The sequence below is a fragment of the Bradyrhizobium betae genome, from assembly GCF_004123905.1.
In the GTDB taxonomy this organism is placed as follows: domain Bacteria; phylum Pseudomonadota; class Alphaproteobacteria; order Rhizobiales; family Xanthobacteraceae; genus Bradyrhizobium; species Bradyrhizobium betae_A.
In genome coordinates, this window is the sequence record NZ_MZXW01000053.1 from 339,689 (window position 1) to 366,314 (window position 26,626).

Annotated in this window: 27 protein-coding genes and 1 pseudogene; 21 read left to right on the plus strand and 7 right to left on the minus strand. The window is 63.3% G+C overall.

From position 1 onward, the window contains the following. Positions 1-38 precede the first annotated feature (38 nt). On the plus strand, positions 39-884 hold the full coding sequence (locus B5V03_RS36775) for a metal-dependent phosphohydrolase (RefSeq protein WP_129275293.1): 846 nt from the start codon (positions 39-41) through the stop codon (positions 882-884). Between the two features lie 69 nt (positions 885-953). Here B5V03_RS36775 and B5V03_RS36780 read toward each other — a convergent pair whose 3' ends face one another. From B5V03_RS36780 to napE, 6 genes are all read right to left on the minus strand, one after another. After that, complete coding sequence (locus tag B5V03_RS36780) at positions 954-2,069, minus strand: ATP-dependent DNA helicase (protein WP_164988522.1); 1,116 nt, start codon at positions 2,067-2,069, stop codon at positions 954-956. 100 nt (positions 2,070-2,169) lie between these two features. Further along, complete coding sequence (locus tag B5V03_RS36785) at positions 2,170-2,811, minus strand: NapC/NirT family cytochrome c (RefSeq protein WP_129275295.1); 642 nt, start codon at positions 2,809-2,811, stop codon at positions 2,170-2,172. Beyond that, complete coding sequence (locus B5V03_RS36790) at positions 2,808-3,278, minus strand: nitrate reductase cytochrome c-type subunit (RefSeq protein ID WP_164988523.1); 471 nt, start codon at positions 3,276-3,278, stop codon at positions 2,808-2,810. The genes B5V03_RS36785 and B5V03_RS36790 overlap by 4 nt, the downstream gene beginning before the upstream one ends. Then, the gene (napA, locus tag B5V03_RS36795) at positions 3,275-5,788 is read right to left on the minus strand and encodes a nitrate reductase catalytic subunit NapA (protein WP_129275297.1); all 2,514 of its coding nucleotides are present in this window, start codon (positions 5,786-5,788) and stop codon (positions 3,275-3,277) included. The genes B5V03_RS36790 and napA overlap by 4 nt, the downstream gene beginning before the upstream one ends. Before the next feature lie 15 nt (positions 5,789-5,803). Continuing rightward, on the minus strand, positions 5,804-6,118 hold the full coding sequence (locus tag B5V03_RS36800) for a chaperone NapD (protein ID WP_129275298.1): 315 nt from the start codon (positions 6,116-6,118) through the stop codon (positions 5,804-5,806). Between the two features lie 25 nt (positions 6,119-6,143). Next, a complete protein-coding gene (napE, locus tag B5V03_RS36805; RefSeq protein ID WP_129275299.1) occupies positions 6,144-6,329 on the minus strand; it encodes a periplasmic nitrate reductase, NapE protein in 186 nt (61 codons plus the stop codon). Between the two features lie 279 nt (positions 6,330-6,608). Between napE and B5V03_RS36810 the strand changes: the two genes are divergently transcribed. The 9 genes and pseudogenes from B5V03_RS36810 to B5V03_RS36850 form a co-directional block, all read left to right on the plus strand. Beyond that, positions 6,609-7,400 carry a hypothetical protein gene (locus B5V03_RS36810; protein WP_129275300.1) on the plus strand — a complete coding sequence of 264 codons (792 nt, stop codon included), beginning with the start codon at positions 6,609-6,611 and terminating at the stop codon, positions 7,398-7,400. Between the two features lie 113 nt (positions 7,401-7,513). Continuing rightward, positions 7,514-8,020 carry a hypothetical protein gene (locus tag B5V03_RS36815; RefSeq protein WP_129275301.1) on the plus strand — a complete coding sequence of 169 codons (507 nt, stop codon included), beginning with the start codon at positions 7,514-7,516 and terminating at the stop codon, positions 8,018-8,020. Between the two features lie 116 nt (positions 8,021-8,136). Beyond that, complete coding sequence (locus B5V03_RS36820; RefSeq protein ID WP_129275302.1) at positions 8,137-9,342, plus strand: LLM class flavin-dependent oxidoreductase; 1,206 nt, start codon at positions 8,137-8,139, stop codon at positions 9,340-9,342. A gap of 227 nt (positions 9,343-9,569) precedes the next feature. Further along, the gene (locus tag B5V03_RS36825; protein WP_129275303.1) at positions 9,570-10,352 is read left to right on the plus strand and encodes a helix-turn-helix transcriptional regulator; all 783 of its coding nucleotides are present in this window, start codon (positions 9,570-9,572) and stop codon (positions 10,350-10,352) included. 179 nt (positions 10,353-10,531) lie between these two features. Beyond that, positions 10,532-11,158, plus strand: coding sequence for a LysE family translocator (locus tag B5V03_RS36830; RefSeq protein WP_129275304.1), 627 nt, complete (start codon positions 10,532-10,534; stop codon positions 11,156-11,158). Between the two features lie 122 nt (positions 11,159-11,280). Further along, positions 11,281-11,718, plus strand: coding sequence for a hypothetical protein (locus B5V03_RS36835; RefSeq protein ID WP_129275305.1), 438 nt, complete (start codon positions 11,281-11,283; stop codon positions 11,716-11,718). 213 nt (positions 11,719-11,931) lie between these two features. Continuing rightward, positions 11,932-12,810 carry a L,D-transpeptidase gene (locus tag B5V03_RS36840; protein ID WP_129275507.1) on the plus strand — a complete coding sequence of 293 codons (879 nt, stop codon included), beginning with the start codon at positions 11,932-11,934 and terminating at the stop codon, positions 12,808-12,810. A gap of 241 nt (positions 12,811-13,051) precedes the next feature. Further along, on the plus strand, positions 13,052-15,226 hold the full coding sequence (locus tag B5V03_RS36845; RefSeq protein ID WP_129275306.1) for a PQQ-dependent dehydrogenase, methanol/ethanol family: 2,175 nt from the start codon (positions 13,052-13,054) through the stop codon (positions 15,224-15,226). Between the two features lie 117 nt (positions 15,227-15,343). Continuing rightward, positions 15,344-15,637: pseudogene (locus B5V03_RS36850) on the plus strand (cytochrome P450); the annotation flags it as partial. A gap of 253 nt (positions 15,638-15,890) precedes the next feature. Here the strand turns inward: B5V03_RS36850 and B5V03_RS36855 are convergent. Continuing rightward, a complete protein-coding gene (locus B5V03_RS36855; protein WP_129275307.1) occupies positions 15,891-16,790 on the minus strand; it encodes a LysR family transcriptional regulator in 900 nt (299 codons plus the stop codon). A 94-nt stretch (positions 16,791-16,884) separates the two neighbouring features. Here B5V03_RS36855 and B5V03_RS36860 point away from each other — a divergent pair, with 94 nt between their 5' ends. The 11 genes from B5V03_RS36860 (at position 16,885) to B5V03_RS36905 (ending at position 26,603) form a co-directional block, all read left to right on the plus strand. Beyond that, positions 16,885-17,523, plus strand: coding sequence for an NADPH-dependent F420 reductase (locus tag B5V03_RS36860; RefSeq protein ID WP_164988524.1), 639 nt, complete (start codon positions 16,885-16,887; stop codon positions 17,521-17,523). A gap of 1 nt (position 17,524) precedes the next feature. Beyond that, positions 17,525-17,692, plus strand: a complete 168-nt coding sequence (locus B5V03_RS41865) for a hypothetical protein (RefSeq protein WP_164988525.1) — start codon at positions 17,525-17,527, stop codon at positions 17,690-17,692. Between the two features lie 44 nt (positions 17,693-17,736). After that, positions 17,737-18,237: an SRPBCC domain-containing protein gene (locus B5V03_RS36865; RefSeq protein ID WP_129275309.1), complete on the plus strand. Its 501-nt coding sequence runs from the start codon at positions 17,737-17,739 to the stop codon at positions 18,235-18,237. A 101-nt stretch (positions 18,238-18,338) separates the two neighbouring features. Continuing rightward, on the plus strand, positions 18,339-19,112 hold the full coding sequence (locus B5V03_RS36870; protein ID WP_129275310.1) for an SDR family oxidoreductase: 774 nt from the start codon (positions 18,339-18,341) through the stop codon (positions 19,110-19,112). Positions 19,113-19,185: 73 nt separating this feature from the next. Further along, the gene (locus tag B5V03_RS36875; protein ID WP_129275311.1) at positions 19,186-19,968 is read left to right on the plus strand and encodes an SDR family NAD(P)-dependent oxidoreductase; all 783 of its coding nucleotides are present in this window, start codon (positions 19,186-19,188) and stop codon (positions 19,966-19,968) included. Between the two features lie 144 nt (positions 19,969-20,112). Further along, on the plus strand, positions 20,113-21,279 hold the full coding sequence (locus B5V03_RS36880) for a cytochrome P450 (RefSeq protein ID WP_129275312.1): 1,167 nt from the start codon (positions 20,113-20,115) through the stop codon (positions 21,277-21,279). A 555-nt stretch (positions 21,280-21,834) separates the two neighbouring features. Continuing rightward, entirely contained in the window at positions 21,835-22,785 is a 951-nt protein-coding gene (locus B5V03_RS36885; RefSeq protein WP_129275313.1) for a sulfonate ABC transporter substrate-binding protein, read from the plus strand. A gap of 38 nt (positions 22,786-22,823) precedes the next feature. Beyond that, the gene (locus B5V03_RS36890) at positions 22,824-23,777 is read left to right on the plus strand and encodes a sulfonate ABC transporter substrate-binding protein (protein ID WP_129275314.1); all 954 of its coding nucleotides are present in this window, start codon (positions 22,824-22,826) and stop codon (positions 23,775-23,777) included. Continuing rightward, positions 23,774-24,940, plus strand: coding sequence for an FMNH2-dependent alkanesulfonate monooxygenase (gene ssuD / locus B5V03_RS36895; protein WP_129275315.1), 1,167 nt, complete (start codon positions 23,774-23,776; stop codon positions 24,938-24,940). The genes B5V03_RS36890 and ssuD overlap by 4 nt, the downstream gene beginning before the upstream one ends. Further along, positions 24,937-25,743 carry an aliphatic sulfonate ABC transporter permease SsuC gene (ssuC, locus tag B5V03_RS36900; protein ID WP_129275316.1) on the plus strand — a complete coding sequence of 269 codons (807 nt, stop codon included), beginning with the start codon at positions 24,937-24,939 and terminating at the stop codon, positions 25,741-25,743. The genes ssuD and ssuC overlap by 4 nt, the downstream gene beginning before the upstream one ends. A gap of 20 nt (positions 25,744-25,763) precedes the next feature. Further along, positions 25,764-26,603 carry an ATP-binding cassette domain-containing protein gene (locus B5V03_RS36905; protein WP_129275317.1) on the plus strand — a complete coding sequence of 280 codons (840 nt, stop codon included), beginning with the start codon at positions 25,764-25,766 and terminating at the stop codon, positions 26,601-26,603. Positions 26,604-26,626: the final 23 nt, after the last annotated feature.

Here is a 26,626-nt window from a genome sequence, read left to right on the forward strand (position 1 = left end):
CGTCAGAACCCGCAGCGCACACTGAGATGGGTGTTCAGATGATCACAATTCCAGAACTGGTAGCGCAGACCCTAGCGTCGTTTTTGACTTCGGACACACGAGATCGGTTTGGCTCCTCGCATGCCCGTCTGGCCGAAGTTCTTCCCTTTGCGGCCAGACTCACATTGGAATGCATCGGTAACAGCGACGCCCTGTATCACAACATAGAGCACTCGATGCTCGTTACTCTTGCCGGGCACGACATCATGATGGGACGAATGCTGTTGCGGCCAACGACAGTCGCCGACTATGCGAATTTCACGCTGGCGTGCCTCACCCATGACATCGGGTATGTGCGCGGAGTCGTTCAAGGGGATAGCGAGGATTCCTATGTCGCAGATTTGACCGGCCGCATGATTCGTCTTCCACGGGGGGCCTCCGACGCCGCGCTCGCACCCTACCATGTGGATCGCTCAAGATTGTTCGTCCTGGAGCGCTTCGACGACGTCGAAGAGATCGACGCAGGTCGAATTGCCCGGGCCATAGAATTTACGCGCTTTCCCTATTCGGAATCCTCAAATGACAGTTTGATGGAAGAGGAGGGCATGTTGCTGCGCGCTGCTGACCTGATCGGCCAGCTTGGCGATCCCAACTACTTGAGAAAGTCAAACGCCCTGTTCCACGAGTTTGAGGAAATCGGCCTGAACAAGAAGCTCGGCTATGAAACGCCTGCCGACGTCGTCTACAAGTATCCGCAGTTTTACTGGAACAATGTTGCTCCACAAATCGAGACCGCGATACGCTATCTCAATATCACCTCGAGCGGCCGGCAATGGATCGCAAATCTCTATGGCAATGTATTCCGGGCCGAGCGCGAGCCCGGTCTATCGGGTCCGCAACCTTGATGCTCTGGCTGATCGCAAGATGTCCGCTCGATCATGAGAAGCTGACGTCGGCGCATTGTTCCTGCGGCGTCAAACCACGATACTTAACCGCTTCGCCGCCCGCGTGATCCCCGTATACAGCCACCTTGCCCGGCTCTCCCCAAACGCAAAGCTCTCGTCGAACAGCACCACGTCGTCCCATTGCGAACCCTGCGATTTGTGCACGGTCAGCACGTAGCCGTAGTCGAACTCGTCATAGGGCTTGCGCTGCTCCCAGGCGATCGCCTCGACGCCGCCTTCGAAGCAATCGGCGCGCACGGAGACTTTTGTGATCTTGTGGCCAAGATCCTCGTCCGGCGACAGCCGCATGCTGAGGATGCGCGACTTCGAACGCGAAGTGTTGCGCGACTTCACGCGCCACAGGCCGCCGTTGAACAGGCCCTTCTTGCGGTTGTTGCGCAGGCACACCAGCTTGTCGCCGGCGACCGGAAACACGTCCTCGATGTTCTGGCGCTGCCGCACCCGCATATTGTAGGCGCGTCGCGTGTTGTTGCGCCCGACCAGCACCTGGTCGGCGGCCATGACGCGATCAGGATCGAGCTCCTTGCGCGACACCACCTCGCTCTCGCCGTAACGGCCGATGTCGAGCTCGCGGCCCTCGCGGACGTCCATCGACATCCGCACGATCGGATCGTCCTGGGCCTGGCGGTGCACCTCGGTCAGCATCGCGTCGGGTTCGGTATTGGTGAAGAAGCCGCCGCCCTGGATCGGCGGCAGCTGCGCGGGATCGCCGAGCACGAGCAGCGGACAGTCGAACGACATCAAATCGCGGCCGAGTTCAGCGTCGACCATCGAGCATTCGTCGATCACGATCAGCTTGGCCTTCGACGCCGGCGCGTCGTCCCACAATTCAAAACTCGGCTGCTCCTCGCCGGATTCGCGGGCGCGGTAGATCAGCGAGTGAATGGTGGAGGCCTCGTCGCAGCCCTTGTTGCGCATCACGAGCGCAGCCTTGCCGGTGAAGGCCGCGAATTTCACCTCGCCGTCGACGCCGTCGGCGATGTGCCGCGCCAGCGTGGTCTTGCCGGTGCCGGCAAAGCCGAACAGGCGGAACACCGGCGGTGTGCCGTTCCGGCCGGGTTTTGCCTTGAGCCAGTCGCCAACGGCTTTGAGCGCGGCATCCTGATGCGGGGTGAATGTGGCCATGTCTGTCTTGAGAAGGGGCGAAACGGGGCGATTCGCCATCCCCAAAACTAACCATTCGCTCCGCCGGTTCAAGCCGGGGCAAATCCGATTGCCTGCGGCCCTATTGCCATCCGGGAACGCCGCGCATGTCGGGCAAATGGTGGGCGATGCCCTTGTGGCAGTCGATGCAGGTCTTTTCCTTGGTGAACAGGAAGCGCTGGTGCGCCACCGAAGCCCGCGGCGACTGCTTTGTGATGTCCATGGAATCGGCGCTGTGGCAGTTGCGGCATTCCAGCGAATCATTGGCCTTGAAGCGGGCCCATTCATGCGCCGCCAGTTCTAGGCGATGATCCTGGAATTTTTCCCGCGTGTCGATCGTGCCGAAGATCTTGCCCCAGACCTCCTTGGAGGCCTGCATCTTGCGCGCGATCTTGTCGGTCCAGTTGTGTGGCACGTGGCAGTCCGGGCAGGTCGCGCGCACGCCGGAGCGGTTGGTGAAGTGGATGGTCGACTTCAGCTCGGCGAAGACGTTTTCGCGCATCTCGTGACAGCCGGTGCAGAACTTTTCAGTGTTGGTCAATTCCAGCGCGGTGTTGAAGCCGCCCCAGAAGATCACGCCGGCCGCGAAGCCCGCCAGAACCAGCACGCCGAGCCCGAACACCGAGCTCGGCCGGATCAGCACCTGCCAGAGCTCGCGCGCGAAATCCCAGCAGCGCAGGATAAAGCTACGCTTCGCTTTTGGCTCGTCAGCAGCCGTCGTCATCGCCGGCCACCCGGACTTGCGCGCGACAGCAGCGTGTCGATGTCGGTAAAATCGTTGCTCACGGGCGGCGTCGCAGTGTTCTGCGGCACGTGGCATTCCGTGCAGAAGAAGCGTCGCGGCGAGATCGAGGCCAGGAACTGGCCGTCGCGATCCATGAAATGCGTGATCGAGACCATCGGCGCCTGCGATTCCGCCGTGCGCGCCCGCGCGTGGCAGGACAGGCACTTGTTGCCGTTGAGGTCGATCTGGTAGCCGTCGATCGTGTGCGGGATGACAGGCGGCTGCTCCGGATAGTTGCGCGACTCCCGTTCCGACGTATTGCGGTTCGGCAGCATCGGCGGCGCGGGGCCTTCGTCATTGAGCGGGGTCGGGCCGCGCAAGCCTGAATTGACGGTCTGCGCGGTCAGCGAGGTTGCGCCTGCGGCGATCGCGACTGCCAGCAGGGCGATTGCAAATCGTTTCATCATGACAGGTTCACCCGCTCGATGCGCACGGCGCATTTCTTGTAGTCGGTCTGCAGCGAGATCGGATCGGTGGCGTCGAGCGTCACCTTGTTGATCAGCTTGGATTCGTCGAACCACGGCACGAACACCAGGCCACGCGGCGGCCGGTCGCGGCCGCGCGTCTCGACGCGGGCACGGATGAAGCCGCGGCGGGACTCCACCTTGACCTCGTCACCGCGCCGGATCTTGGCTTCCGACGCGTCGTCGGGATGCATGAAGCAGACGGCCTCGGGGAACGCCTTGTAGAGCTCGGGCACGCGGCGCGTCATGGTGCCGGAATGCCAGTGCTCCAGCACGCGGCCGGTCGAGAGCCAGAACGGATAGTCAGTGTCGGGCGATTCCGCCGCGGGCTCGAACGGCAGGGCGAAGATGCGCGCCTTGCCATCAGGATAGCCGTAGAACTGCACGTCCGTGCCCTGCTTGACGTAGGGATCGCTGCCCTCACGGAAACGCCACTTTGTCTCTTGGCCGTTGACGACGGGCCAGCGCAGCCCGCGTTCACGGTGATAGCTCTCGAACGGCGCGAGGTCGTGGCCATGGCCGCGGCCGAACGAGGCGTATTCCTCGAACAGCCCCTTCTGCACGTAGAAGCCGAACGCCTTGGATTCCTCGTTCGAATAGCCTTCCTCGATCTCCGCAACAGGAAACTTGTCGACCTGGCCGTTCCGGTAGAGCACGTCGAACAGCGTCTTGCCGCGAACCTCCGGCTGCTTCGCAATCAGCTCCTCCGGCCACACTTCCTCGATCTTGAAGCGTTTTGAAAATTCCATGAGCTGCCACAGGTCGGACTGCGCCTCGCCCGGCGCCTTGACCAGCTGGTGCCAGAACTGCGTGCGCCGCTCGGCATTGCCGTAGGCGCCTTCCTTCTCCACCCACATCGCCGTCGGCAGGATCAGGTCCGCGGCCAGCGCCGTCACCGACGGATAGGCATCCGAGACCACGATGAAATTGTCGGGGTTGCGGAAGCCGGGATAGGTCTCCTCGTTGACGTTGGGACCGGCCTGGAGGTTGTTGTTGACCTGCACCCAATAGGCGTTGATCAGGCCGTCCTTCAGCATCCGGCTTTGCAGCACGGCGTGCGCGCCGGGCTTGTCGGGAATGGTGCCCTCGGGCAGCAGCCAGAGGTGCTCGGCGTGGTCGCGATGTTCCTTGTTGGTCACGACCATGTCGGCGGGGAGGCGATGCGAGAAGGTGCCGACCTCGCGCGCGGTGCCGCAGGCCGAGGGCTGGCCGGTCAGCGAGAACGGGCTGTTGCCGGGCGAGGAGATCTTTCCGGTCAGAAGATGAATGTTGTAGACGAGGTTGTTGCACCAGACGCCGCGGGTGTGCTGGTTGAAACCCATGGTCCAGAACGAGACCACTTTTGTTTTGGGATCGGCGTAGAGTTCGGCGAGCGCCTCCAGCCGGTTGAGCGGCACGCCGGACATCTCGGCCGCCTTCTCCAGCGTGTACTCCGAGACAAAGTTGGCATATTCGTCATAGCTCATCTCGGTGGAGTCGTTGGCCTTCGCCGCACCGGTTGCTTTCTTCTGGAGCGGATGCTCGGGCCGCAGCCCGTAACCGATGTCGGTCTGGCCGCGCCTGAAGATCGTATGCGCAGCAACAAAATCCTTGTTGACGCGGCCGGTCTTGATGATGTGATGGGCGATGGCGTTGAGGATGTAGAGATCGGTCTGCGGCTTAAACACCATGCCGATATCGGCGAGGTCGAACGAGCGGTGCTCGAAGGTGGAGAGCACGGCGACGCGGACATGCGGCGCGGACAGCCGGCGGTCGGCCAGCCGCGTCCACAGAATCGGATGCATCTCCGCCATGTTGGAGCCCCACAGCACGAAGGCATCGGTGGCCTCGATATCGTCATAGCAGCCGGCCGGCTCGTCGATGCCGAAGGTGCGCATCATGCCGGCAACCGCCGAGGCCATGCAGTGCCGCGCATTGGGGTCGATGTTGTTGGTGCGGAAGCCGGCCTTGAACAGTTTTGACGCTGCATAGCCTTCCCAGATCGTCCACTGGCCGGAGCCGAACATGGCGACGCCGTTCGGCCCGCGCTTCTTGAAGGCTTCCTTCCACTTCACCTCCATGATGTCGAAGGCTTCGGTCCAGGACACGGGTGTAAACTCGCCGTTCTTGTCGTACTTGCCGCCTGTCTTGCGCAGCATCGGTTGCGTCAGGCGGTCGTGGCCGTACATGATCTTGGAGAGGAAGTAGCCCTTGACGCAGTTGAGGCCGCGATTGACCTCGGCCTTGATGTCGCCATGGGTGGCGACAACGCGGTTGTCCTTGGTTGCGACCATCACCGAGCAGCCGGTGCCGCAGAAGCGGCAGGCGGCCTTGTCCCATTTCAGTTCGGACGTATCGCGCTCGGTGACGAGATTGGCGGCAAGCGCCGGAGCCGGCATGCCCGCGGCGGCCATCGCGATGGCGGCGGCCTCGAGCTTCAGCATCTGGCGGCGGTCGAGCTTTGGCGATGTCATGATGGCTCTCCGGCGTCAGGCGGTTTCGATGGCGTGGAAGACCAGCGCCGCGGAATAGACATCCGGCAGCGACTGGATGGTGTTGAGCATGGTGCCGAGGCTGCCGGCGTCAGGCGCTTCGGTCACGACCACGAGCTTGCCGCGCGCGTCGCGGGCGTGAATCTCGCAGCCGGGAAGGGCTGATATCGCGGCTTCCAGCGCGTCGAGGCGCTCGCGGCGCGCCTGCACGATGATGCTGGCGATTTCGCAGCCGGGAGGCGAGATGACGCGGTCGGTGCTGAGCACCCGTCCGGTGATCAATGCACGGCGGTTGAGTCTGGTGTGGGCCATGATGCCTGTCTTTCGCTGTCGGGGATCAATGCGGGGAGGGTGGTGGGCCCGGTGGTCCCGCGAACATCTGGTAGATCCAGACGCCGAGCCCGTAGGAGCCGACCGTTCCGACCGCGAGGACGGGCATCACGACCGCGGTCAGGAACAGGAACGCAAAAATCTCCATGCGCTTACGGCGCACGCGCGACATCGTGTCGTCAGGGGCCGACATATTCGGTCTCTTTGAACTGGTATGGGAATCGGGACGGCATCCGGGCCGTTGCCTTGATGCACTTTTGATGCAGAAGGCCGGCTGACGCGTTGATCTGGATCAATAGGTCGAATTGCAGCCGTCTGGCGGCACGTCGCTTAAAGGTCACCTGCGGACTCGGATCGGGACGTAGGCCGTTCAGGTATTGATGAAGATTTTACGTCGGATGTGAACTGCTTCACTTCTTTAAGTTGATAATGATGATCAAGTACTACCTTGGGTTAAATAGGGAGACCGCACATGGTAGATACCTCTCAGCTCTACAAGAACTTTGCCCACGTCAATTCACTCATCCATCAAACGCTGCCGGGTGGTTGGGGCATGGGCGGTGGCAGCCGGTACCAGCACGCCATCCAGTCATGGGCCGTCACCGGGAAATCGGCCGACGACGCCTGGTACTCCTACTACCTGGTCGAAATCGACAGCATCCTGTTCACGTCCGTGGACGGCACGTTCAAGCTGCGCGAGTACAACTACGACTGCCGTCTGGTTGGTACCGATGGGTTGATCGCTCCGTCGACGGAGCTCGTCGCGGTCACGCCCGACACCACGCAGGGGTCGACGTCGTACACCACGTCGATGAGCGAGTCGTTCTCGGCGAGCGGTGGCTTCTTCGGTGCCGATCCGACCGCGACCATCGGCGGGTCGGTGACGTTTGGACACAGCGTGTCGCGGAGCATACCCGACATCGGCATCAATAACCGGAGCATCACCAGCGACGGACAAAACGCGTCCTGGACGCTTCAGGTCGCGGGCGAGGCGCCGGCCCAGCATGCCGCGATGGAGTTCACCGCACAAATGCTGTTCCGCGTTCCGACCAAACCCGGACCGCAGCCCGCATACGGCGTGAAGTTCGAGTTCAATTCGCTGGTGTTCGACGACGACGAAAACGGCACCGACTACCATGACCGGACGGCCGCGATCATGATGCCGCGGCTTGAGACCACCAAGCTGGTGGAATGGGGCGACCGCGGCATGTACTGCGTGCTGAAGCCCGAAATCATCAAGATGGTCAACCCGGCTATGCCGTAACACGCGCGATCGACACGGCGTGTCCGCGCGGCCTCTCCTATCCGCTGCGCAGGCCCGGCCGGACGGTCCACTAGCCCGACAGCAATCGCAAGAGCCATCGAAAGGAAGAAGCAATGCCGAAGACGGAAACGGAAGAAGCGATGGGGGAAATGCTCGAATTTGTGAATTCGTCGCTCCCGGAGGTTGCCAGCATAGTGCTCTCGTATCTTTCGATCAAGGACCAGACGGCCATCTATGATGGCTTCACGAAGCTTTCGGAGGAAAGATCACTATCGTCGCGAGAACAAAAGGCGATGAGCGTTGTCGGAGCCGGGGCCTTGGTGGACATCAAGGCGCTATGGGCAGAGTTTCAGGCGGAACACGGTTTGGATGCAGAACACGGCGTGAATATTGAGCCTCCACTCCCCCCGCTCATCGAAAATGACGCCTTGAACCTCGGCGCAGAATTGCAAGCTGCGCTGGAGGCCAAGCAGAACAGCGACGTTCCGCCCGAGATCGGGGATGGCGTCAATCACAACGGCGATGGACCAGACGGTGGTGACAACCATGCCGGCGATTTCAACGGTCCCGACGACGATCACAAGGAGGGTGAGGTCATCGAGAGAGAGCGCGGCCGCTAGGACACAGCGCAGCGCAGAATATTCAATTCTCCCGCGCAGCGGAATTGCTGCTCCGTAGACAGCGCCGCTTCGCTCATTAAGATGAGCGCAACAAGAATAAGCGGGAGAGCGACGCCATGAAGTTCGGCATCTTCTATGAGCTGCAACTGCCACGGCCCTGGGTGGCCGGCGACGAGCTCGCCCTCTACCAGAACGCGCTCTCGCAGATGGAGCTCGCCGACAGTCTCGGCTACGACCACGCCTGGGTCGTCGAGCATCATTTCCTCGAGGAATATTCCCACTCGCCCTCGCCGGAATCCTTCCTCGCCGCGGCGAGCCAGCGCACGAAAAACATCCGCCTCGGCCACGGCATTCTCCAGCTCACGACCAACCATCCGGCGCGCGTTGCCGAGCGCGTCGCGGTGCTCGACCTGCTCAGCAACGGCCGCTGCGAGTTCGGCATGGGCGAGAGCGCCTCGATCACCGAGCTGACGCCGTTCGGCCGCGACATGGAGACCAAGAAGGAGGTGTTCGAGGAGGCCGTGGCTGCGATCTTCCCGATGTTCAAGGACGCCGGCTCCGAGCATCACGGCAAGTATTTCGACATCCCCTTGCGCAATGTCGTGCCGAAGCCGGTGCAAAAACCGCATCCGCCGCTGTGGATGGCCTGCTCGCAGCTGCCGACCATCGAACGCGCCGGCCGTCACGGCTTTGGCGCGCTCGGCTTCCAGTTCGTCAGCGCGGATGCCGCGCACGCCTGGGTGCACGCATATTACAACGCGATGACCAAGCGGCTGAGCAAGCTTGCCGATTACGAGATCAACCCGAACATGGCGCTGGTGTCGTTCTTCATGTGCGCCAAGACCGACGAAGAGGCACGCGCCCGCGCCGACGGCGCCACCTTCTTCCAGTTCGCGCTGCGCTTCTACGGCGCTTCGCAGAACCGCCAGCGCCCCGCGCCCTACACCATCAACATGTGGGACGAGTACAACAAGTGGAAGCGCGACAATCCGGAGGCGCAGGAAGCGGCGCTGCGCGGCGGCCTGATCGGCTCGCCCGAGACGATCCGCAAGAAGCTGAAGCGATTCCAGAGCTCGCACATCGACCAGGTCATCCTGCTGAACCAAGCGGGCAAGAACAGCCACGAGCACATTTGCGAATCGCTCGAGCTGTTCGGCCGCGAGGTGATGCCGGAGTTCCAGAACGATCCGGCGCAGTTGGCCTGGAAGCAGGGCGTCATGAGTGGCGAGATCAAGCTGGAAGAGATCGACACCGAGGCGTTTACGGACCGCTACGGCAAGCTCGCCGTCAGCGTCGCGCCGGCGAAGGCGGCGGCGGGCTAACGCTCCGTATCTGGCATGGGCCCCGACTCAGCAGCGCACCGCCGAAGTGGCGCTGCGCTGCGTCCGGGGCACGAGACGACCAGTTTGGGCGTGTCCCGGACGCGCTGCAGCGCGTAGCGATGCTGCGCAGAGCCGGGACCCAGAGGCGGCATGAGGCGGCGTCGCCGACTTTCACTAAAATCCCGCGGCTGATATCCTCCGCCAAAAGATACTCAGCGGAGGAACCAATGCGGCCCCACAGCATGGTCTCAAATCCAGCGGCCGCCGACGTCGCGCCCGCGGTGCTCGCCATCGGCCGCCCGGATTTCCCAAACATCCTCATCGACACGCTGCGCCGGCAGGCCGGCGTCGGCCATTGCATGGTGTTCGCGTTGACGCGCGCAGGCGCGACGCAATGCCTGCTCGATGCGGGCAACATCCCGACCGGCGCCGATCTCGGCGCCGCCTATGCAGGGCAATTCCACGAATCCGATCCGAACCGCGATGCGCTGTTCGAAGCCGAGAGCAGCGCGCCGATCATGCTGCCGTCGTTCGCGCCGCGCATGTACGGCGCGCGCTACCGGAAAATCTTCTTCAACGACTCCGACATCGTCGACAAATGCGCCACCGCGATCTGGACCGGCGACACCTGCTTCTATGTCAACTTCTACCGCATCACGTCCCAGGGCCGCTTCGGCGATGCCGAGCGCGCGCGGCTCCAGACCATCGCGCCTGCGATCAGCGCCAGCGTCGCGCGCCATTTCCAGCAGGCGGCGACGCCCGACCAGAACCTCGCCGCGTTGTTCGCAACGCGCGCCCCGCTCTCCGCGCTGTCACCGCGCGAGCAGGAGGTCTGCCGCCATATCCTGCTCGGTCTCAGCTCCGAAGCGATCTCGCAAGCGCTCGGCATCAGCCTTCACTCGACCCTGACCTACCGCAAGCGCGCCTATGACCGGCTCGGAATTTCATCGCAGAACGAATTGTTCGCGATCGTGCTGCGGTTGCTGGCAGGACCGAACGTCCTGAACTGAGGGGACACAAAGTTCGCGATATCTGCTTCCGAGAGAGGAAAATAGCTACACACCCGCGTCTTTCTAATGCTCGGCGGCGATTGAGGCTTAGGGTCTCTACAATTCGTCCATTCAGGACTTGCATTGGGAGATCCCGTCTGGCTCGCTCCTGGTCATCCACAGCCAGATCGGAACTTGCCATGATCCATTTCGACACCTTGCTGACCTACATCGCGGTGGTGCTCGGTCTCTTCCTCATTCCAGGCCCCGCCGTTCTCCTGGTGCTCGCGCGCTCGTCCGTCGGCGGGTATCGGGTTGGAATTGCCACTGGCCTCGGCATCGCGACCGGCGACCTGCTCCACACCGCGATGGCGACGCTCGGATTGTCGGCAGTGCTGATGACTTCGGCTCTTGCCTTCAGCCTGGTGAAATATGCCGGCGCTGCCTATCTCATTTATCTTGGCATCCGCGCGCTGATGGAACGAGGCGAGGATATCAAGCTGACGCAGTCCCGTCTGGTAGACGCGGGGCTCGCCTTTCGGCAGGCCGTCCTGGCCGAACTGCTCAACCCGAAGACGGCGCTCTTTTTCCTGGCCTTTCTCCCGCAGTTTGTGCATTCCGAGCGAGGCTCCGTCGTCGCCCAGCTTGCGGTTCTTGGTCTCGTCTTCGTCATCATGAGCGCGATCTACACCGCGTTGATCGCTCTTGCCGCCGGGCAGGTCGCCGGCTGGCTCACCCGTCATCGCAGCATCGGCCGTTGGCAGGGCCGCGTCATCGGGGCAATCTACCTGGGTCTCGGCGTTCGCATGGCCTTGCAGGAAAAATAGTCTGATCCTTTCTTCGATCGAGTTGAAGTCTGGGATCCGTTCACAGCCGGTGGCGGTCCTTGATATTAAGCGGCCGCTTGTCGCCCATTGCAGACCTTGGAAACACTTGGCATTGTGATGCGATGACCATCGATCAGCGTACGAATGTGCGTATATGGAAGACGATCGTGCTTTGCGCGGTTTGCTTGATTGTGGGCTGTCTTGCATTTGACAGGGCCGAGGCCTGCGCGGTGGCGGGTTCGCAAAGAGGTGTGCTCTTTGACCATATTCCCGAAGAAGTCGACGCACCAGTAATCGTCGAGGTGACGATCGTCGGCAGGGAAGCCGACATTAGCTCTCCGGACCGTACTCCATTGGCCTTGATGAATGCTCGTGTCGAAAGAGTCGTCAAGGGAACGCTCGATAGCGACGCGTTAAAAGTCGTTACCTACCTTGGCACCTGCACCAGAATTGGCGCAGGACACGGTTTCGTGGCCGGCACACTCGATCATGATGCTCGGCTTGGGCTCAAGCTGATTGCGATCCAGCGATCCTATGAAATGCTCATTCGAGGACGGTGAATTCAGCCCGTCTTATCGAAGCCCGCTTAGTGATGCCGAGCGGGCGGCAATTTGCCCACGTTGAGTAATTCTCAGTTTTTCCCCCGATTTGCTGTTGCCGAACAAGCGCTCGACGTTAACCACGACACACGGTTCCAGTCTGAGCGAAATCGCTTCGAAGTTTCTTAAATTTTGCTGGGTAACTCTTCCAGACGTGGTGACCTGGGGAACGATATGAGCAAGCGATCCAAACGCGGCAAAAAGGCAGAGACGCTCGCAGTCCCAATGGCCGCGAGAGTTGCACTTGGCGCCGTGGCCGTCGCCGTAGCGGGATATGGTTTGCTCTCTCAGCCGGCGAGCGTGCAACCAACAAAAAAGCCGTCCGCGCCCCAAGCCCAAGTCCAAGCCCAGGCGTCGTCAACTCCGGTTTACGTGGCACCTCCGGTTCATGCAGCAGCGCCAGCTCCAGCTCCGATTCCCGCCCCGGCGCCGCTGGTCGAGCCGCCAAAAGCCGACGCTGACGTCCCCGGCGCATTGGTCCGGCAGGTGGTTGACTACGCCAGCCGCCAGACGCCCGGCACCGTGATCATCGATACCAAGAACACATTCCTCTATCTCGTCCTGAACGACAGGCAAGCGCTGCGCTACGGCATCGGTGTCGGCCGCGAAGGTTTTACGTGGTCCGGTGAGCAGACGGTGGCTCGCAAGGCAGAATGGCCGGATTGGCATCCGCCTGTCGAGATGATCGGGCGTCAGCCTTATCTGCCGCGGTTCATGGCCGGCGGGCCCGGCAACCCACTCGGTGCCCGCGCGATGTATCTGGGCGAGACCGAATATCGCATTCACGGCACCAACAACCCTGACACGATCGGGAAGAAGGTTTCGTCCGGCTGTATCCGGCTGACCAATGACGACGTCTCAGACCTCTACGAGCGGGTTAAGGTCGGAGCGAAAGTCATCGTGCTGCCGGCAACCGCTGCAAGTCGACCATTTCAGGGAGCGCCGGCCGACGCCGCGTTCCGATTGCCGAACCCGGCATCGCCGTCGAAGCGGCCCTTGGCGGCCAACGCGCAGATGCTGCCGTCGGGACCGAAGATCGCCGAGGCGCAGTAATTCAGTCCTTCGTCCTCGTTCTGCAACCGAGGAGAAGGAGAAAAATCAAGTCGTCCCGCAATTTGCTGCGCTGATAGATGCGGCGCCTTTGCGTTTGGCGTGAGACGCTTGCTTACAGCTGCAATCGGGCAAGCCAAGACTGAAATACTTCAGTAGCACCGTCGAGGGAGGTTTGACGCTTCATATCAACTGAAGCATGCGCGCGCATCTTGATCTCGACGTGCGCGGAGGAGGGTGAGGCATGGAACGATCCAGCGCAGAGTGCCAACGGCCTGAAAGAACACCGGGCGACCGGGTCAAGATTGCCCTCCGTAAGATCAGTCTCGCTCTTTCCCTCCTAAGTCTTTCCCTCCCTTCCAGCGCATGGGCGCAGACCGGGACCGACGCGAAGCCTGATAGCATCAAGGCGAATATCTCGCGAGTCGACAGCGACTTCATCAAGGCAAATACGAAGTCATCCTGGGATTGGCCGACCGTCGGCCTCGACTACGCCGAAACGCGGTTCAGCAAGCTCAATCAGATCAACACCGACAATGTCGGGAAGCTCGGGCTGGTCTGGAGTTACAATCTTGAATCATCGCGCGGGATCGAGGCGACTCCCCTCGTCGTCGATGGCATCATGTACCAATCGGCGCCCTGGAGCGTGGTCCATGCCATCGACGCGCGGACCGGGAAAAAAATCTGGTCGTTCGATCCCGGTGTTGACCGGTCAAAGGGCTATCGGGGTTGTTGCGACGCCGTCAGCCGTGGCCTCGCCCTTTACAAGGGCAAGGTGTTCGTCGCCGCCTATGACGGACGCCTGATCGCGCTCGATGCCGCGACCGGGGTCAGGGTCTGGGACAAGGACACACTGATCGATCACGAGCATTCCTACACGATCACCGGCGCGCCTCGTGTCTTCAAGGGCAAGGTCGTGATCGGCCAGAGCGGTGCCGAATACGGCGCCCGCGGATACATCACGGCGTACGACAGCGAGACGGGCAACCAGCTCTGGCGCTGGTTCACCGTGCCCGGCGATCCATCGAAGCCATTCGAGGACGCTTCGATGGCAGCCGCGGCGAAGACCTGGGATCCCTCGGGCAAATATTGGATCAACGGCGGCGGTGGCACGCCGTGGGACACGATCACGTTCGATCCCGATCTGAACATGGTCTATGTCGGCACCGGAAACGGCGGTCCCTGGAATCGCAAGCTTCGCAGTCCGTCGGGTGGCGACAATCTTTATCTCGCCTCTATCGTCGCGCTCAACGCCGACACAGGCAAGTATATCTGGCACTATCAGGAGACGCCCGGTGACAATTGGGACTATACATCCACCCAGCCGATGATTCTGGCCGACATCGAGATCGACGGTGTGCTGCGCAAGGTGATCCTGCACGCGCCGAAAAACGGCTTCTTCTTCGTCATCGATCGCACCAACGGCAAGTTTATCTCGGCCAAGAACTTCGTCGATGTGAATTGGGCGACGGGATACGACGCCAACGGACGGCCGATCGAGCTGCCGGCTGCGCGCGGCGAAGAGCCCTACGAGTCCATTCCCGGACCAGACGGAGCTCACAACTGGCAGCCGATGTCGTTCAATCCCCAGACCGGCCTCGTCTACATTCCGGCGCAGCACTTGCCGGTCAATCTGACGCCGGAAAAGTCGTTCAAGCAGAATGCCGCCGCGCCAGGCAAGGTTGGCGGCATATTGGGCGCGAATCTCGGTTTTGCTTTCAACCCGTCTCCGAAGTCGACCCCGTTCGGACGTCTGCTCGCCTGGGATCCGGTGCATCAAAAGGAAGTCTGGCGCGTCGAGCACGTGTCGCCGTGGAACGGCGGTACGCTGACCACGGCCGGCAATCTGGTTTTCCAGGGGACGGCGGATGGTCGCTTCGTCGCTTATGATGCAGCAACAGGAACCAGGCTGTGGGACATCTCGACCGGTACCGGCGCGGTGGCGGCTGCAGCAACCTACATGGTCGATGACAAGCAATACATCTCGATCGCGGTCGGCTGGGGCGGCTCCTACGGCCTCGCCCATCGCGCGACCGAGTACCAGAACCCGGGAACGATCTATACATACGCGCTCGGCGGCACGGCGAAGCTGCCGGAGTTCGTCAAGTATCAGACCGAAGCTCTGCTGCAGGGCGTGAAGTACGATCCGAAGGATATCAGGGAAGGCGCGGACATCTACGTCACGGCGGCCTGCATAGCCTGCCACGGTGTGCCCGGCGTCGACCGCGGCGGCAACATCGTCAATCTCGGCTACGTCGGCACTGATGTGATTACCAATCTGAGGAATATCGTCTTCCACGGTCCATTCCGCGACCAGGGCATGCCTGATTTCAGCGGCAAGCTGAAGGAAGGCGACATCGCGAAGCTCCAGGCCTTCATCCAGGGAACTGTCGACGCCATCAGGCCGAAGAGCAGGTGACGAGGCCGCTCATGAACACGCGCCCAGCGCGCGTCTGTCCCTATTGCTAGGGACAGACGCCGGCACCGTCGTGCGCTAGTCTGCCCTGAAGCACACAAGAATCCAGGGGAGACCGCCTTGAGCACCGCGCCGCGCATCGACCCTGCCGCGTTCTGGGCCGACCCCTATCCTTTGCTCGCAAAGCTGCGCAAGGAGGCTCCGATCGCCTTCGTGCCGCAGCTCGGCTCGACGTTGTTGAGCTGCCGCGACGACATCTCGATCTCCGAGAAGCAGATCGACGTGTTCTCCTCGCACCAGCCGGCCGGCCTGATGAACCGGCTGATGGGCCACAACATGATGCGCAAGGACGGCGAGGCGCATCAAATCGACCGGCGCGCGATGTTTCCGACGGTGTCGCCGAAGACCGTGAAGAGACTGCGGTGACGGTGCACTTAACCCGGCTCAATCGGACTGAGTCGTGGCCGTCGCAATAAGATGCGGCAACTATCGGCCTGGAGCATGATCCGGAAAAGTGCGAAGCGGTTTTCCGAAGAGATCATGCGTGAACAACAACCTAAAGCGCGATGACGATTCATCCCGATCTCATCGCGCTTTAGGCGATCCAACTTTCAAACGATCAGCATATCGCCGTCTCGCATGCAGGCGAGGGCTGCCCTGCTCGTCATCATTTCCCCTTCTGACGAAACGCCGCAACAAACGCCTCCATGACTGCGGCGAGCGCCGGTCCTGCGGGCCCCCGGGCGCGCAGCATCCACACGGCCCAGGGAGGCGGCGCGTGGGCGTCGAGCACCGTCACGAGACTGCCGGAGGCGATGAGCGCGGCCGTGCTCTCCGAGCCGGCCTGCGCGATCCCGGCTCCGAGCGCCGCCGCTGCGCGCATGGCGTTTGATCCGTCCACGACGAGTGCGAAGTCGGGTTGAAAACGGCGTGTGCCGCCGGGCGCGCGAAACAGCCAGGGCATCATGCGCCCCGTCGCCGGAAGACGCACGCCGATCAGCCGATGCTGCGCGAGGTCGTCGGGCGTCTGTGGCACGCCATGCCTGGCGAGGTAGGCAGGGGCCGCGAGAGTCAGGAGCGGCAACGGTGCAAGGCGCCGGGAGAGGACGCTGGCGTCGGCGATCCGGGGTGCGATCCGCACCGCGAGATCCCAACGCCCGCCGCCGAGGTCGGCGATGTGATCGTCGAGGGCAAGCTCCACGCGCAGCGCCGGGTAACGCTCGAGAAGCGATGCCAGGGCGCCCAGCAGGGTAGGGGCAAGCGAGGCGGCGGCGGTCACGCGCACCGTGCCCGCGATCCCGACCGGTGCGCCGAGACGGCTGGCCGCCGCCGCGAGCGCGAGGGCGGGGCCTCGGACTTCGGCGAGGAAGCGCTCACCGTCGGGTGTGAGGGAGAGCGCTCGGGTCGAACGACGGAACAGGCGCGCCCCATGCGCGGCCTCGAAGCGGCCCACGAGGCGGGCGACGGCGGCCGAGGTCACCCCGAGCAGGCGCGCCGCCCCGGCGAAGGAGCCGGCCTCGGCGACGCGGAGAACGACGACGGCGGCGCGTAGCGTGTCCATGCCCATTCAATACATCAGGTTGGTTCTGCCGCAACACTGTTTGTACTACCCCGCACGACCCCGCGCCTTACCTTGCGGGCATCAGAAGCGGGAGAGCGTTATGCGCATCGGCATCGTGGGTATCGGAGCAGTGGGGCGCACCTTGGGGACCATCTGGGCGCGCGCCGGTCACGAGGTGGCCTTCGGGTCGCGCGACCCGGTCCGCGCGACGGAGGCGGCGACGGGCCTCGCCGGTGCGCGGGCGACGACGCAGGAACAGGCCGCGGCATTCGGTGAGGTCGTGTTGTGGACGCCGCGCGGCGTGATGCCCGCCGACCCCGACATGCTCGCGGGGAAGATCGTAATCGACCCGAACAACCGCGAGCCCGGTCCGGGCGGCGGCTACGCCTCACCGCGTCCCCAGGGACCAAGCTTCGCCGAGCAGCTCCAGGCAGCCGCACCGAGGGCGCGTGTGGTGAAAGCCTTTAACACCGTGGTGATGCGGTTGCTGAGGGAGAATCCCGAGCGGCTGAGCGCGTCCGGGGCACAGGTGTTTCTCGCCGGCGACGACGCTGAGGCAAAGACGGTGGCCGCCGCGCTGGCGGCGGACATAGGACTAGGCGCGGTGGATCTCGGTGGGCTGGAATCGGCGTGGATGGCGGAGGCGATGGCCGACACATTTCGGCAGGCCATGAAGACAAGCCCTGCGGGATGGCGCCAGGCGCTGGTGTTCGCTGACCTCGCAGAGCGGCCCAGCTGAGATGGACCTCATCGCACAGCCGTCGCTCGGCAATATCCGATCAACAGCGTGCATCTCATCAGGTCTGGAAGTAGTCGGCAGGATCGTCGAACGGCTCCACTCCGGGCTGCCTAACCTCGGCGGGCGGTCGGAAGAAGCCGCGCTGTTTCAGGTGCGCAACAGCAGTTGAGCGCAGAAATTCTTCCAATTCTCTTCAAGAAGGAGCGCTGACGCATGTACGACCACGTTATCTGGCCTCATCAGTTCCACCCCAAGATCTCGGCGATCTACGGGCTGAACGATATCGACGTTGAAGCGCCCGCCCAGACGGTCTGGAAGCTGCTTGTCGATGCCGAGAACTGGCACCGTCACTTCACCCCTGAGAACCAAGTGAGAATTCTCGGCGGTGAGCGGGAACTTGCCCTCGGTACCAAGCTCACCCGTGTGACTGCGGGCTATCCGATGAGCCTTGAAGTCACCGAATGCGTCCCTGGCAAAAGGCTCGCATGGGCAACCACGGTCGACGGTGACGACACGGGCTCCACCGCCTACCACGGCTGGGTCATCACTCCGACGGCGCAGGGCTGCCACGTCCTCACCGAAGAGACCCAGCAGGGTCCCTTTTTCTTGGAGATGGTCGGACGCAAAAATCCCGGCCTCCTGTATCGCTACCACCAGGAGTGGGTGGAAGCCTTGGCTCGCGCGGCGGAGGAGGGCAATCGCGCCCAAGCCTGACCGTCATCAGCCTTCACCCCCAGTCGAACCGGATAACAACTGACCTTCGCGTCGAAGCGCACGCGCGCCGGCTTTCCTCTTAAAATGAAAGAACATTAGTCATGAGCAATCCCGCATTCCAACAAGCACGTCCGTTGGCACCGTCGTTCGACCTCACCGGCAAGCGCGTCGTCGTCGGCGGCGGCAAAAAAGCGATCGGCCTCGGGGTCGCCCAAGCTGCCCACGCCACGGGCGCGGCCGTCACGGTCGCGAGCAGACGCAATGTCTCGGCCGAGGAGCATCCGGAGCTGGCGGCGTTTGACCAAGTCGTTCTGGACATCAGCGACGAGGCGGCCGTGCAAGCCGCATTCGAGGCCATCGGCCCCTTTGACCACCTCGTCGTCACCGCCGGACCGGCGCTCGGATCCTGGGGATCGTTCATGGACCCCGACATGCGCGGCGTCCGCAGCTATCTGGAGGGCAAGTTCCTGGGCACCTGGGCCTGCGCTCGTCATGCCGCCCCGCACCTGCTGGCCGGCGGCTCGATGACCTTCCTTACGGGCGGCGCCGGGGCCCGGGCGAAGCTCGGCTTGGCCGCGGTCACGTCAACGTTCGCGGCTGTCGAATCCCTGTCGCAATCGCTCGCCCTGGAGTTGGCCCCGATCCGCGTCAACACGATCCGACCCGGATTCATCGATACCGATTTCTGGGACGTGCTGCCTCCGGCAGACGTGGAGGAAATCCGTGCCAAGGTCCGCGCTAACTTCCCGGCCCGGCGGCTCGGGACGGCCGCCGACGTCGGGCACGCGGCCGTGTTCCTCATGACCAACCCCTACGTCACCGGCACGGTGCTCGAGGTCTCCGGCGGCGAGTTGTTGGTCGACTGGATCTTCTGACTTTAATTTTGTGAAGACGGCGGGTGCTCTGTCGCCACCGACGGTAATCCCGAGCAACATATCGGAGTGAATCATGAAGCGTTTTGAAAACAAGGTCGTCATCGTCACCGGGGCGGGGACGGGTATCGGGGCGGCCACGGCCAGGCGGTTCCTGCGCGAGGGTGCAACGGTCGTGCTGAACGGACGCCGCGAACAAAAGCTGCGCGACACGATCGCGGGCATCGACGCGGCGAAATCGCTCATCCACGCCGGGGACGTGTCGGACGAGGCGTACATCAAGCGGCTCGTGGAAGACACCGTCGTCCGCTTCGGTCGCCTCGACGTGCTGGTCAACAACGCCGGGTTCGCAATCTTTGGCCCGTTCGCAGAGCTGACCACCGCCGACTGGCGGCGCCAGCTGGCGACCGACCTGGACGGCGTCTACTTCGGTACCCGCGAGGCGCTGCCACACCTTCTGAAAACCAGGGGCTCGATCGTCAATGTGTCGTCCGCCTCGGGCCTCGGCGGTGACTGGGGCGGGAGCGGGTACAACGCGGCCAAAGGCGCGGTTTCGAACCTGACGCGATCCCTTGCCCTGGAGTTTGCAGCCCGCGGCGTCCGGGTGAACGCCGTTGCCCCCAGCCTGACCACCACGGATGCGACGGCGGAGCTGCAGAAGAGTGAGGCCGTCATGTCGATTTTCCGGGGGCGCCTGCCGATGGGCCGGCCCGCAACACCGGACGAGGTGGCGGCCGTGATCGCGTTCCTGGCCAGCGATGACGCCGGTTTCGTCAACGGCGTGATCCTGCCCGTTGACGGCGGCTTGGCCGCGTCCAACGGCCAGCCGAACTTTCTCGCGTTGTTTGGGGAGGGCTGAAGGGGCCGCTCGGGTTCGCTATCGGCTAGTCTGAATCAGCACCCCCTACAGGACCCTCGCTTGTCCCTATCGCTAGGGACAGACGCCGGCGCCTGATTTCGCTAGTCTGCCCTGAAGCATACGAGAATCCAGGGGAGACCGCGCTTGAGCACCGCGCCGCGCATCGACATCGACCCTGCCGCGTTCTGGGCGGACCCCTATCCGATGCTCGCGAAGCTGCGGAAAGAAGCGCCGATCGCCTTCGTGCCGCAGCTCGGCTCGACGCTGCTGGCAAGCCGCGACGACATCTCGATCTCGGAGAAGCAGATCGACGTGTTCTCCTCGCACCAGCCCGCCGGCCTGATGAACCGGCTGATGGGCCACAACATGATGCGCAAGGACGGCGAGGCGCATCAGATCGAGCGCCGCGCGATGTTTCCGACGGTGTCGCCGAAGACGGTGAAGGCGCACTGGACCGCGCTATTCCAGGCCCATGCCGACCGCATTCTCGATTGCGTAGAATCTGGCCGCATCGATTTCATGCGCGACTTCGCGCTGCCGTTTTCCGGTGAGTGCCTGAAGTCGATCACCGGCCTCACCAATATCGGCTTCGGCGACATGGATGCGTGGTCGCAGGGCATGATCGAGGGCATCGCCAATTACGGCGGCGATCCTGAGGTCGAGGCACGCTGTCACGCGGCGACATCAGGCATCGATGCCGCGATCGACGACATCCTGCCGGTGATGCGCAAGCATCCGGACCAGAGCATTTTGGGCGTGCTGCTCGCCTCCGGCATGCCGATGGAAAGGGTGCGCGCAAATGTCAAACTTGCGATCTCGGGCGGCCAGAACGAGCCGCGCAAGGCGATCGCTGGTACGGTGTGGGCGCTGCTCTCCCATCCCGACCAGCTCGATCTCGTGCGCAAGGGCGAGGTGACGTGGCTCGCGGCGTTCGAGGAGTATGCGCGCTGGATATCGCCGATCGGCATGTCGCCGCGGCGGATCGCAAAGCCGTGGAGCATCCGCGACGTCTCCTTCGAAACCGACGAGCGCGTGTTCCTGATGTTCGGCTCCGCCAACCGCGACGAAAAGCATTTTGAGCGCGCCGACCAATTCGACGTGCGGCGTGATACGGCCAAGAGCGTTGCCTTCGGCGCCGGCCCGCATTTCTGCGCCGGCGCCTTCGCCTCGCGCGCCATGATCGCCGACGTCGCGCTGCCGACGGTGTTTTCGCGGGCCAAGCAGCTCGAGATCGCCGATGACGAGCCCGTGCGGATCGGCGGCTGGGCGTTCAGGGGGTTGCAGAATCTGCCGGTGACATGGCTGCATTAGTTTACAAGGCGCGCCACCGCCACAAAGGCGGTGTCGTCGCCCGGCTTGACCGGGCGATCCAGTACGCCGCGTCAGCCGTGTGGAACGTGTGGCGTCTCTGGAATACTGGATTCCCCGCCGGAGCCTGTCATCGGGCTCTCCGAAGGCGAGACCCGGTGGCGGGGAATGACAGCGGAGGTGGAAGGCGCGTCGCGTCACGCCAGCTCCCAGTCCGCCATGATGCCATCCTACCCCTGTTTTGCCCGACGCGTCAAACGCATTTCGGATAATACGTAAGTCGTTGATTTCGCACGGCCCCGGCTACTGTGCATGGGGTTGTTTTCACATTTCATGTTCGGGCCCCCGGAGCGTTGGGCCAAATCCGCGCAGCTCTCACATTCGCGTGCAGAAAAATTCCATCTTCATTCGCTCCGCCGCTTGAAAGATTAATCATGCGCTTGTCGCAAGCGCAGTGCGCGCATCGCTATTTTTCCGCCTGTCTCGACAGCTCCGCCGACCCGCACCATCATTCCCCAAACGTGAATGACGATGGCCGCGCGCGGCCCGGAGTGTGGAATGCAACGTCGCGATTTTCTGAAACTGTCCGTTGGAACCGCTGCCGCAGCGGCCTTTGCCTCGCGCGCGAACGCGCAAGGTGCGCTGAAGGAAATTCGTATCGGCTACCAGAAGACCGGCGTGCTGGTCATCACGCGCCAGCAGGCTACCTTGGAAAAACATTTCACCCCGCAAGGCATCGAGGTGAAATGGGTCGAGTTCTCCTCGGGCCCGCCGATGATGGAGGCGATGAACGTCGGCAGCATCGATTATGGCGCGGTCGGTGATTCCCCGCCGGTGTTCGCCCAGGCCGCGGGCGCCGCGATCGTTTACGCCGCCGGCCAGCCCATCACCAACGGCCAGGGCATTTTGGTGCCGAAGGATTCGCCGATCCGCTCCATCGCCGATCTGAAGGGCAAGCGTATCGGCTTCACCAAGGGGTCCAGCGCCCACAACGTCGTGGTGCAGACGCTGGAGAAGGCCGGTCTCACCTACGCCGACATCACGCCGGTCTATCTGGCGCCGCCGGACGCCGGCCCCGCCTTTGCCAATGGCAGCATCGAGGCCTGGGCGATCTGGGATCCCTATTTCGCGATCGGCGAGACCAAGCAGAACGGCCGCATCCTGATCAATTCGCGCGAGGTCACCAAGACCAATTCCTTCTACATCGCCAACCGCGATTTCGCCAAGAACCACGGCGCCATCCTGCAACAGATCGTCGACGTGACGACCGCGACCGGCAAATGGGCCGAGCAGCACCGCGACGAGGTTGCCAGATCGCTGGCCGCGATCACCGGCGTCCCGCTGGACATCCAGACCGTCGCCGCCAACCGCTCGAACTTCGTGATCGGCCCCGTCACCGACGACATCGTCACGACCCAGCAGGGCGTCGCCGACCGCTTCTACAAGCTCGGCCTGATCCCGAAGCCCGTCGTGATCCGCGACATCGTTTGGCGCAGTGCGGCGACCTGATCGTGCCCACCAACCTTCCCAATTCAAAAGGTCTGAACATGAGGCGTATCATTCAGCGCGTGATCGCGGCCATCGTCCTCTCGATCGGCATCGTCGCTGCCGCGGTCGGCACCTCCTATGGCCAGGACAAGGTGGTCCGCATCGGCTACCAGAAATACGGCAAGCTGGTTCTGCTCAAGAGTAAGGGCACGCTGGAGCCGAAATTAGCTGCCGACGGCTACAAGGTGGTGTGGACCGAATTCCCCTCCGGTCCGCCGCTGCTCGAAGCGCTCAATGTCGGCGCGATCGATTTCGGCAACACCGGCGAAGCCCCGCCGATCTTCGCGCAGGCCGCCGGCGCGCCGATCCAATATGTCGCCTATGAGCCGCCGGCGCCGAAGGGCGAGGCGATCCTGGTGCCGAAGGACAGCCCGCTGAAATCGGTCGCCGACCTCAGGGGCAAGAAGGTCGCGCTGAACAAGGGCTCCAACGTCCACTATCTTCTGGTCAAGGCGCTGGAGAAGGCGGGCGTCAAATATTCAGAGATCGAGCCGGTGTTTTTGGCGCCGGCCGATGCACGCGCCGCCTTCGAGCGCGGCGCGGTCGATGCCTGGGTGATCTGGGATCCGTTCCAGGCCGCGGCCGAAGCCGCCACCGGCGCGCGCACGCTCACTGATGGCACCGGCATCGTGGCCAACTACCAGTTCTATTTCTCCTCGAAAAAATTCCGCGAAGCCAATCCGAAGATCGTCGACGCCGTGCTCGCCGAGCTTAGCTCGGTCGACGATTGGGCCAAGGGCGACATCCATGCGGTGGCCGAGCAACTCGCGCCGGCGATCGGACTGTCGGTCCCGGTGGTCGAGGTGGCGCTGAAGCGGCAGTCCTACGGCATCAAGCCGCTGACCGATGCCGTGATCGCCGACCAGCAGCAGGTTGCCGACGCGTTCTTCGCGCTCAACCTGATCCCCAAGGCAATCAAGATTTCCGACGTGGCGCGGAGGCCCGGTACATGAGTCAACAATCCAACGCCAACATCCTCTGGTTCCTGCCGACCCACGGTGACGGCCGCTATCTCGGCACCGGCATCGGCGGCCGCGAGGTCAACTTCAACTATCTGCGCCAGGTCGCGCAGGCCGCCGATCAGCTCGGCTATTTCGGCGTGCTGCTGCCGACCGGGCGATCCTGCGAGGATTCCTGGATCGTCGCCTCCTCAGTCGCGCCGTTCACCGAGCGGCTGCGCTATCTCGTGGCGGTCCGCCCCGGCCTGCAATCGCCGAGCGTTGCCGCGCGCATGACTGCGACGCTCGACCGCATCACCAACGGGCGTCTCCTCATCAACGTCGTCACCGGCGGCGATCCCGTCGAGAACAAGGGCGACGGCATCTTCCTTGGGCATGACGAGCGCTATGAGGTCACCCGCGAGTTCCTCAGCGTCTATAGCGACCTGCTCGCCGGCAAGACCGTCGATGTCGAGGGCAAGCATATCCGCGTCGAGGGCAGCAAGCTGCTGTTCCCGCCGGTGCAGTCGCCGCGCCCGCCCCTCTATTTCGGCGGCTCCTCGGACGCTGGCATCGACGTTGCCGTCGACGCCGTCGACAAATATCTCACCTGGGGCGAACCGCCGGCTCTGGTTGCCGAGAAGATCGCGAAGGTGAGGGAGGTCGCGAGCGCGCGTGGCCGAAAGCTCTCCTTCGGTATCCGCCTTCACGTGATCGTCCGCGAGACCAACGAAGAGGCCTGGCGCGCGGCGAACGAGCTGATCAAGCATGTCAGCGACGACACCATTGCGACGGCGCAGAAGAATTTTGCCCGTATGGACTCGGTTGGCCAGCAGCGCATGGCTCAGCTTCATGGCGGCCAGCGCGACAAGCTCGAGATCGCGCCGAACCTGTGGGCCGGCGTTGGCCTCGTGCGTGGTGGTGCCGGCACCGCGCTGGTCGGCGACGCTCAGACCGTCGCGGAGCGCATCAAGGAATACCAGGACATCGGCATCGATACTTTCATCATGTCGGGCTACCCGCATCTGGAGGAAGCCTATCGCTTCGCCGAGCTGGTGTTCCCGCTGCTCTCGCTGGAGCAGCCCTCCAACGTGACCAGGCTGCACTTCAACGGTGGCCCCTTCGGTGAGACGGTTGGCAGCGATTACCGTCCGCAGCATCGAGTGTCGCAATCATGAGCCTCATCGACAGCATCTCCTTCCCGCGCAGCTTCCGCCTGCCGCGCGTCGACGGACTGGTCCAGTGGATCGTGCCGCTCGGCATCATCGCGGTCTGGCAGGTCGCAAGCGTCACCGGCTTCGTGCCGACGCGCGTGCTGCCGGCGCCGAGCGATGTCGCGCTCGCCGGCTGGAAGCTGCTGCTTTCCGGCGAGCTCATCCGCAACATCTGGGTCTCGTTCTGGCGCGCCTCGATCGGCTTCCTGATCGGCGGCAGCATCGGCTTCGCCTTCGGTCTCGCCAACGGCCTGTCGCAGCTCTCGGCAAAGCTCACCGACACGACGCTGCAGATGGTGCGCAACGTGCCGCATCTGGCGCTGATCCCGCTGGTGATCCTGTGGTTCGGCATCGATGAGAGCGCAAAGCTGTTTCTGGTGGCGCTCGGCGTGTTCTTCCCGATCTATCTCAACACGCTGCACGGCATCCGCACCGTCGATCCGCAGCTGATCGAGATGGGCCGCATCTACGGCATGAGCGATGGAGAACTGTTCCGCCGCGTGATCTTCCCGGGCGCGCTGCCGTCGATCTTCGTCGGCATCCGCTTTGCGCTCGGCATCATGTGGTTGACCTTGATCGTCGCCGAAACCATCGCGGCGTCCTCTGGCCTCGGCTACATGGCGATGCAGGCGCGCGAGTTCATGCTGATCGACGTCGTCGTGCTCTCGATCCTGATCTACGCGCTGCTCGGCAAGCTCGCCGACAGTGCCTCCCGTGTGCTGGAGCGCTTGACGCTCTCCTGGCACCCCGCCTTCCAGAAACGTTGAGCAGAAATACTGGGAATCACATGCAGACAGCGCTTCGTACGTCCCTTCCCGAAACCGAGCTCGCCAGCCACGCCAATTTCGCGCCGCAGGCTCGCGTGGCGCGCGAGGAGCGTCCGGTGCATGTCAGCGGCTTGCCACTGACCATCCGGGGCCTGCGCAAATCATACGGCGACAACGAGGTGCTGCGCGGCATCGACCTGCACATCCCCGCCGGCCAGTTCGTCGCCATCGTCGGCAAGAGCGGTTGCGGCAAGAGCACGCTGCTGCGTCTCATCGCGGGCCTCGAAAAGATCGACGCAGGCAGTATCAGCTTCGGCGATGCGGCGGTCCAGCCTGAAGACATCCGCGTGATGTTCCAGGAGCCACGGCTGCTGCCCTGGGCCCGCGTGCTCTCCAATGTCGAGGTCGGTCTTGGCCGCGATCGTTCATCCGGCGACGCGCATGCACGTGCCGAAAAAACGCTGACGGAAGTCGGTCTGACCGACAAGCGCGACCAGTGGCCTTCGGTGCTGTCGGGCGGCCAGAAGCAGCGCGTCGCGCTCGCCCGCGCGCTGGTTTCCCATCCGCGCGTGCTGGCCTTCGACGAGCCGCTCGGCGCGCTGGACGCGCTGACCCGCATCTCGATGCAGCGCCTGCTGGAGCGCGTCTGGCGCGACCAGGGCTTTACCGCGATCCTGGTGACCCACGACGTCGCCGAAGCGGTCGCGCTGGCCGACCGGGTGCTCGTGATCGACGAGGGCCGGATTGCCCATGATGTCATGGTTAACACCGCCCGGCCGCGCGAACGTGGCTCGGCCGAGCTTGCCGCCCTCGAGGGCTCGATCCTGAGCCACCTTTTGTCGGCGGAAGATCGTACCTAAATAAGGGAACCCCGCTTCGGGGA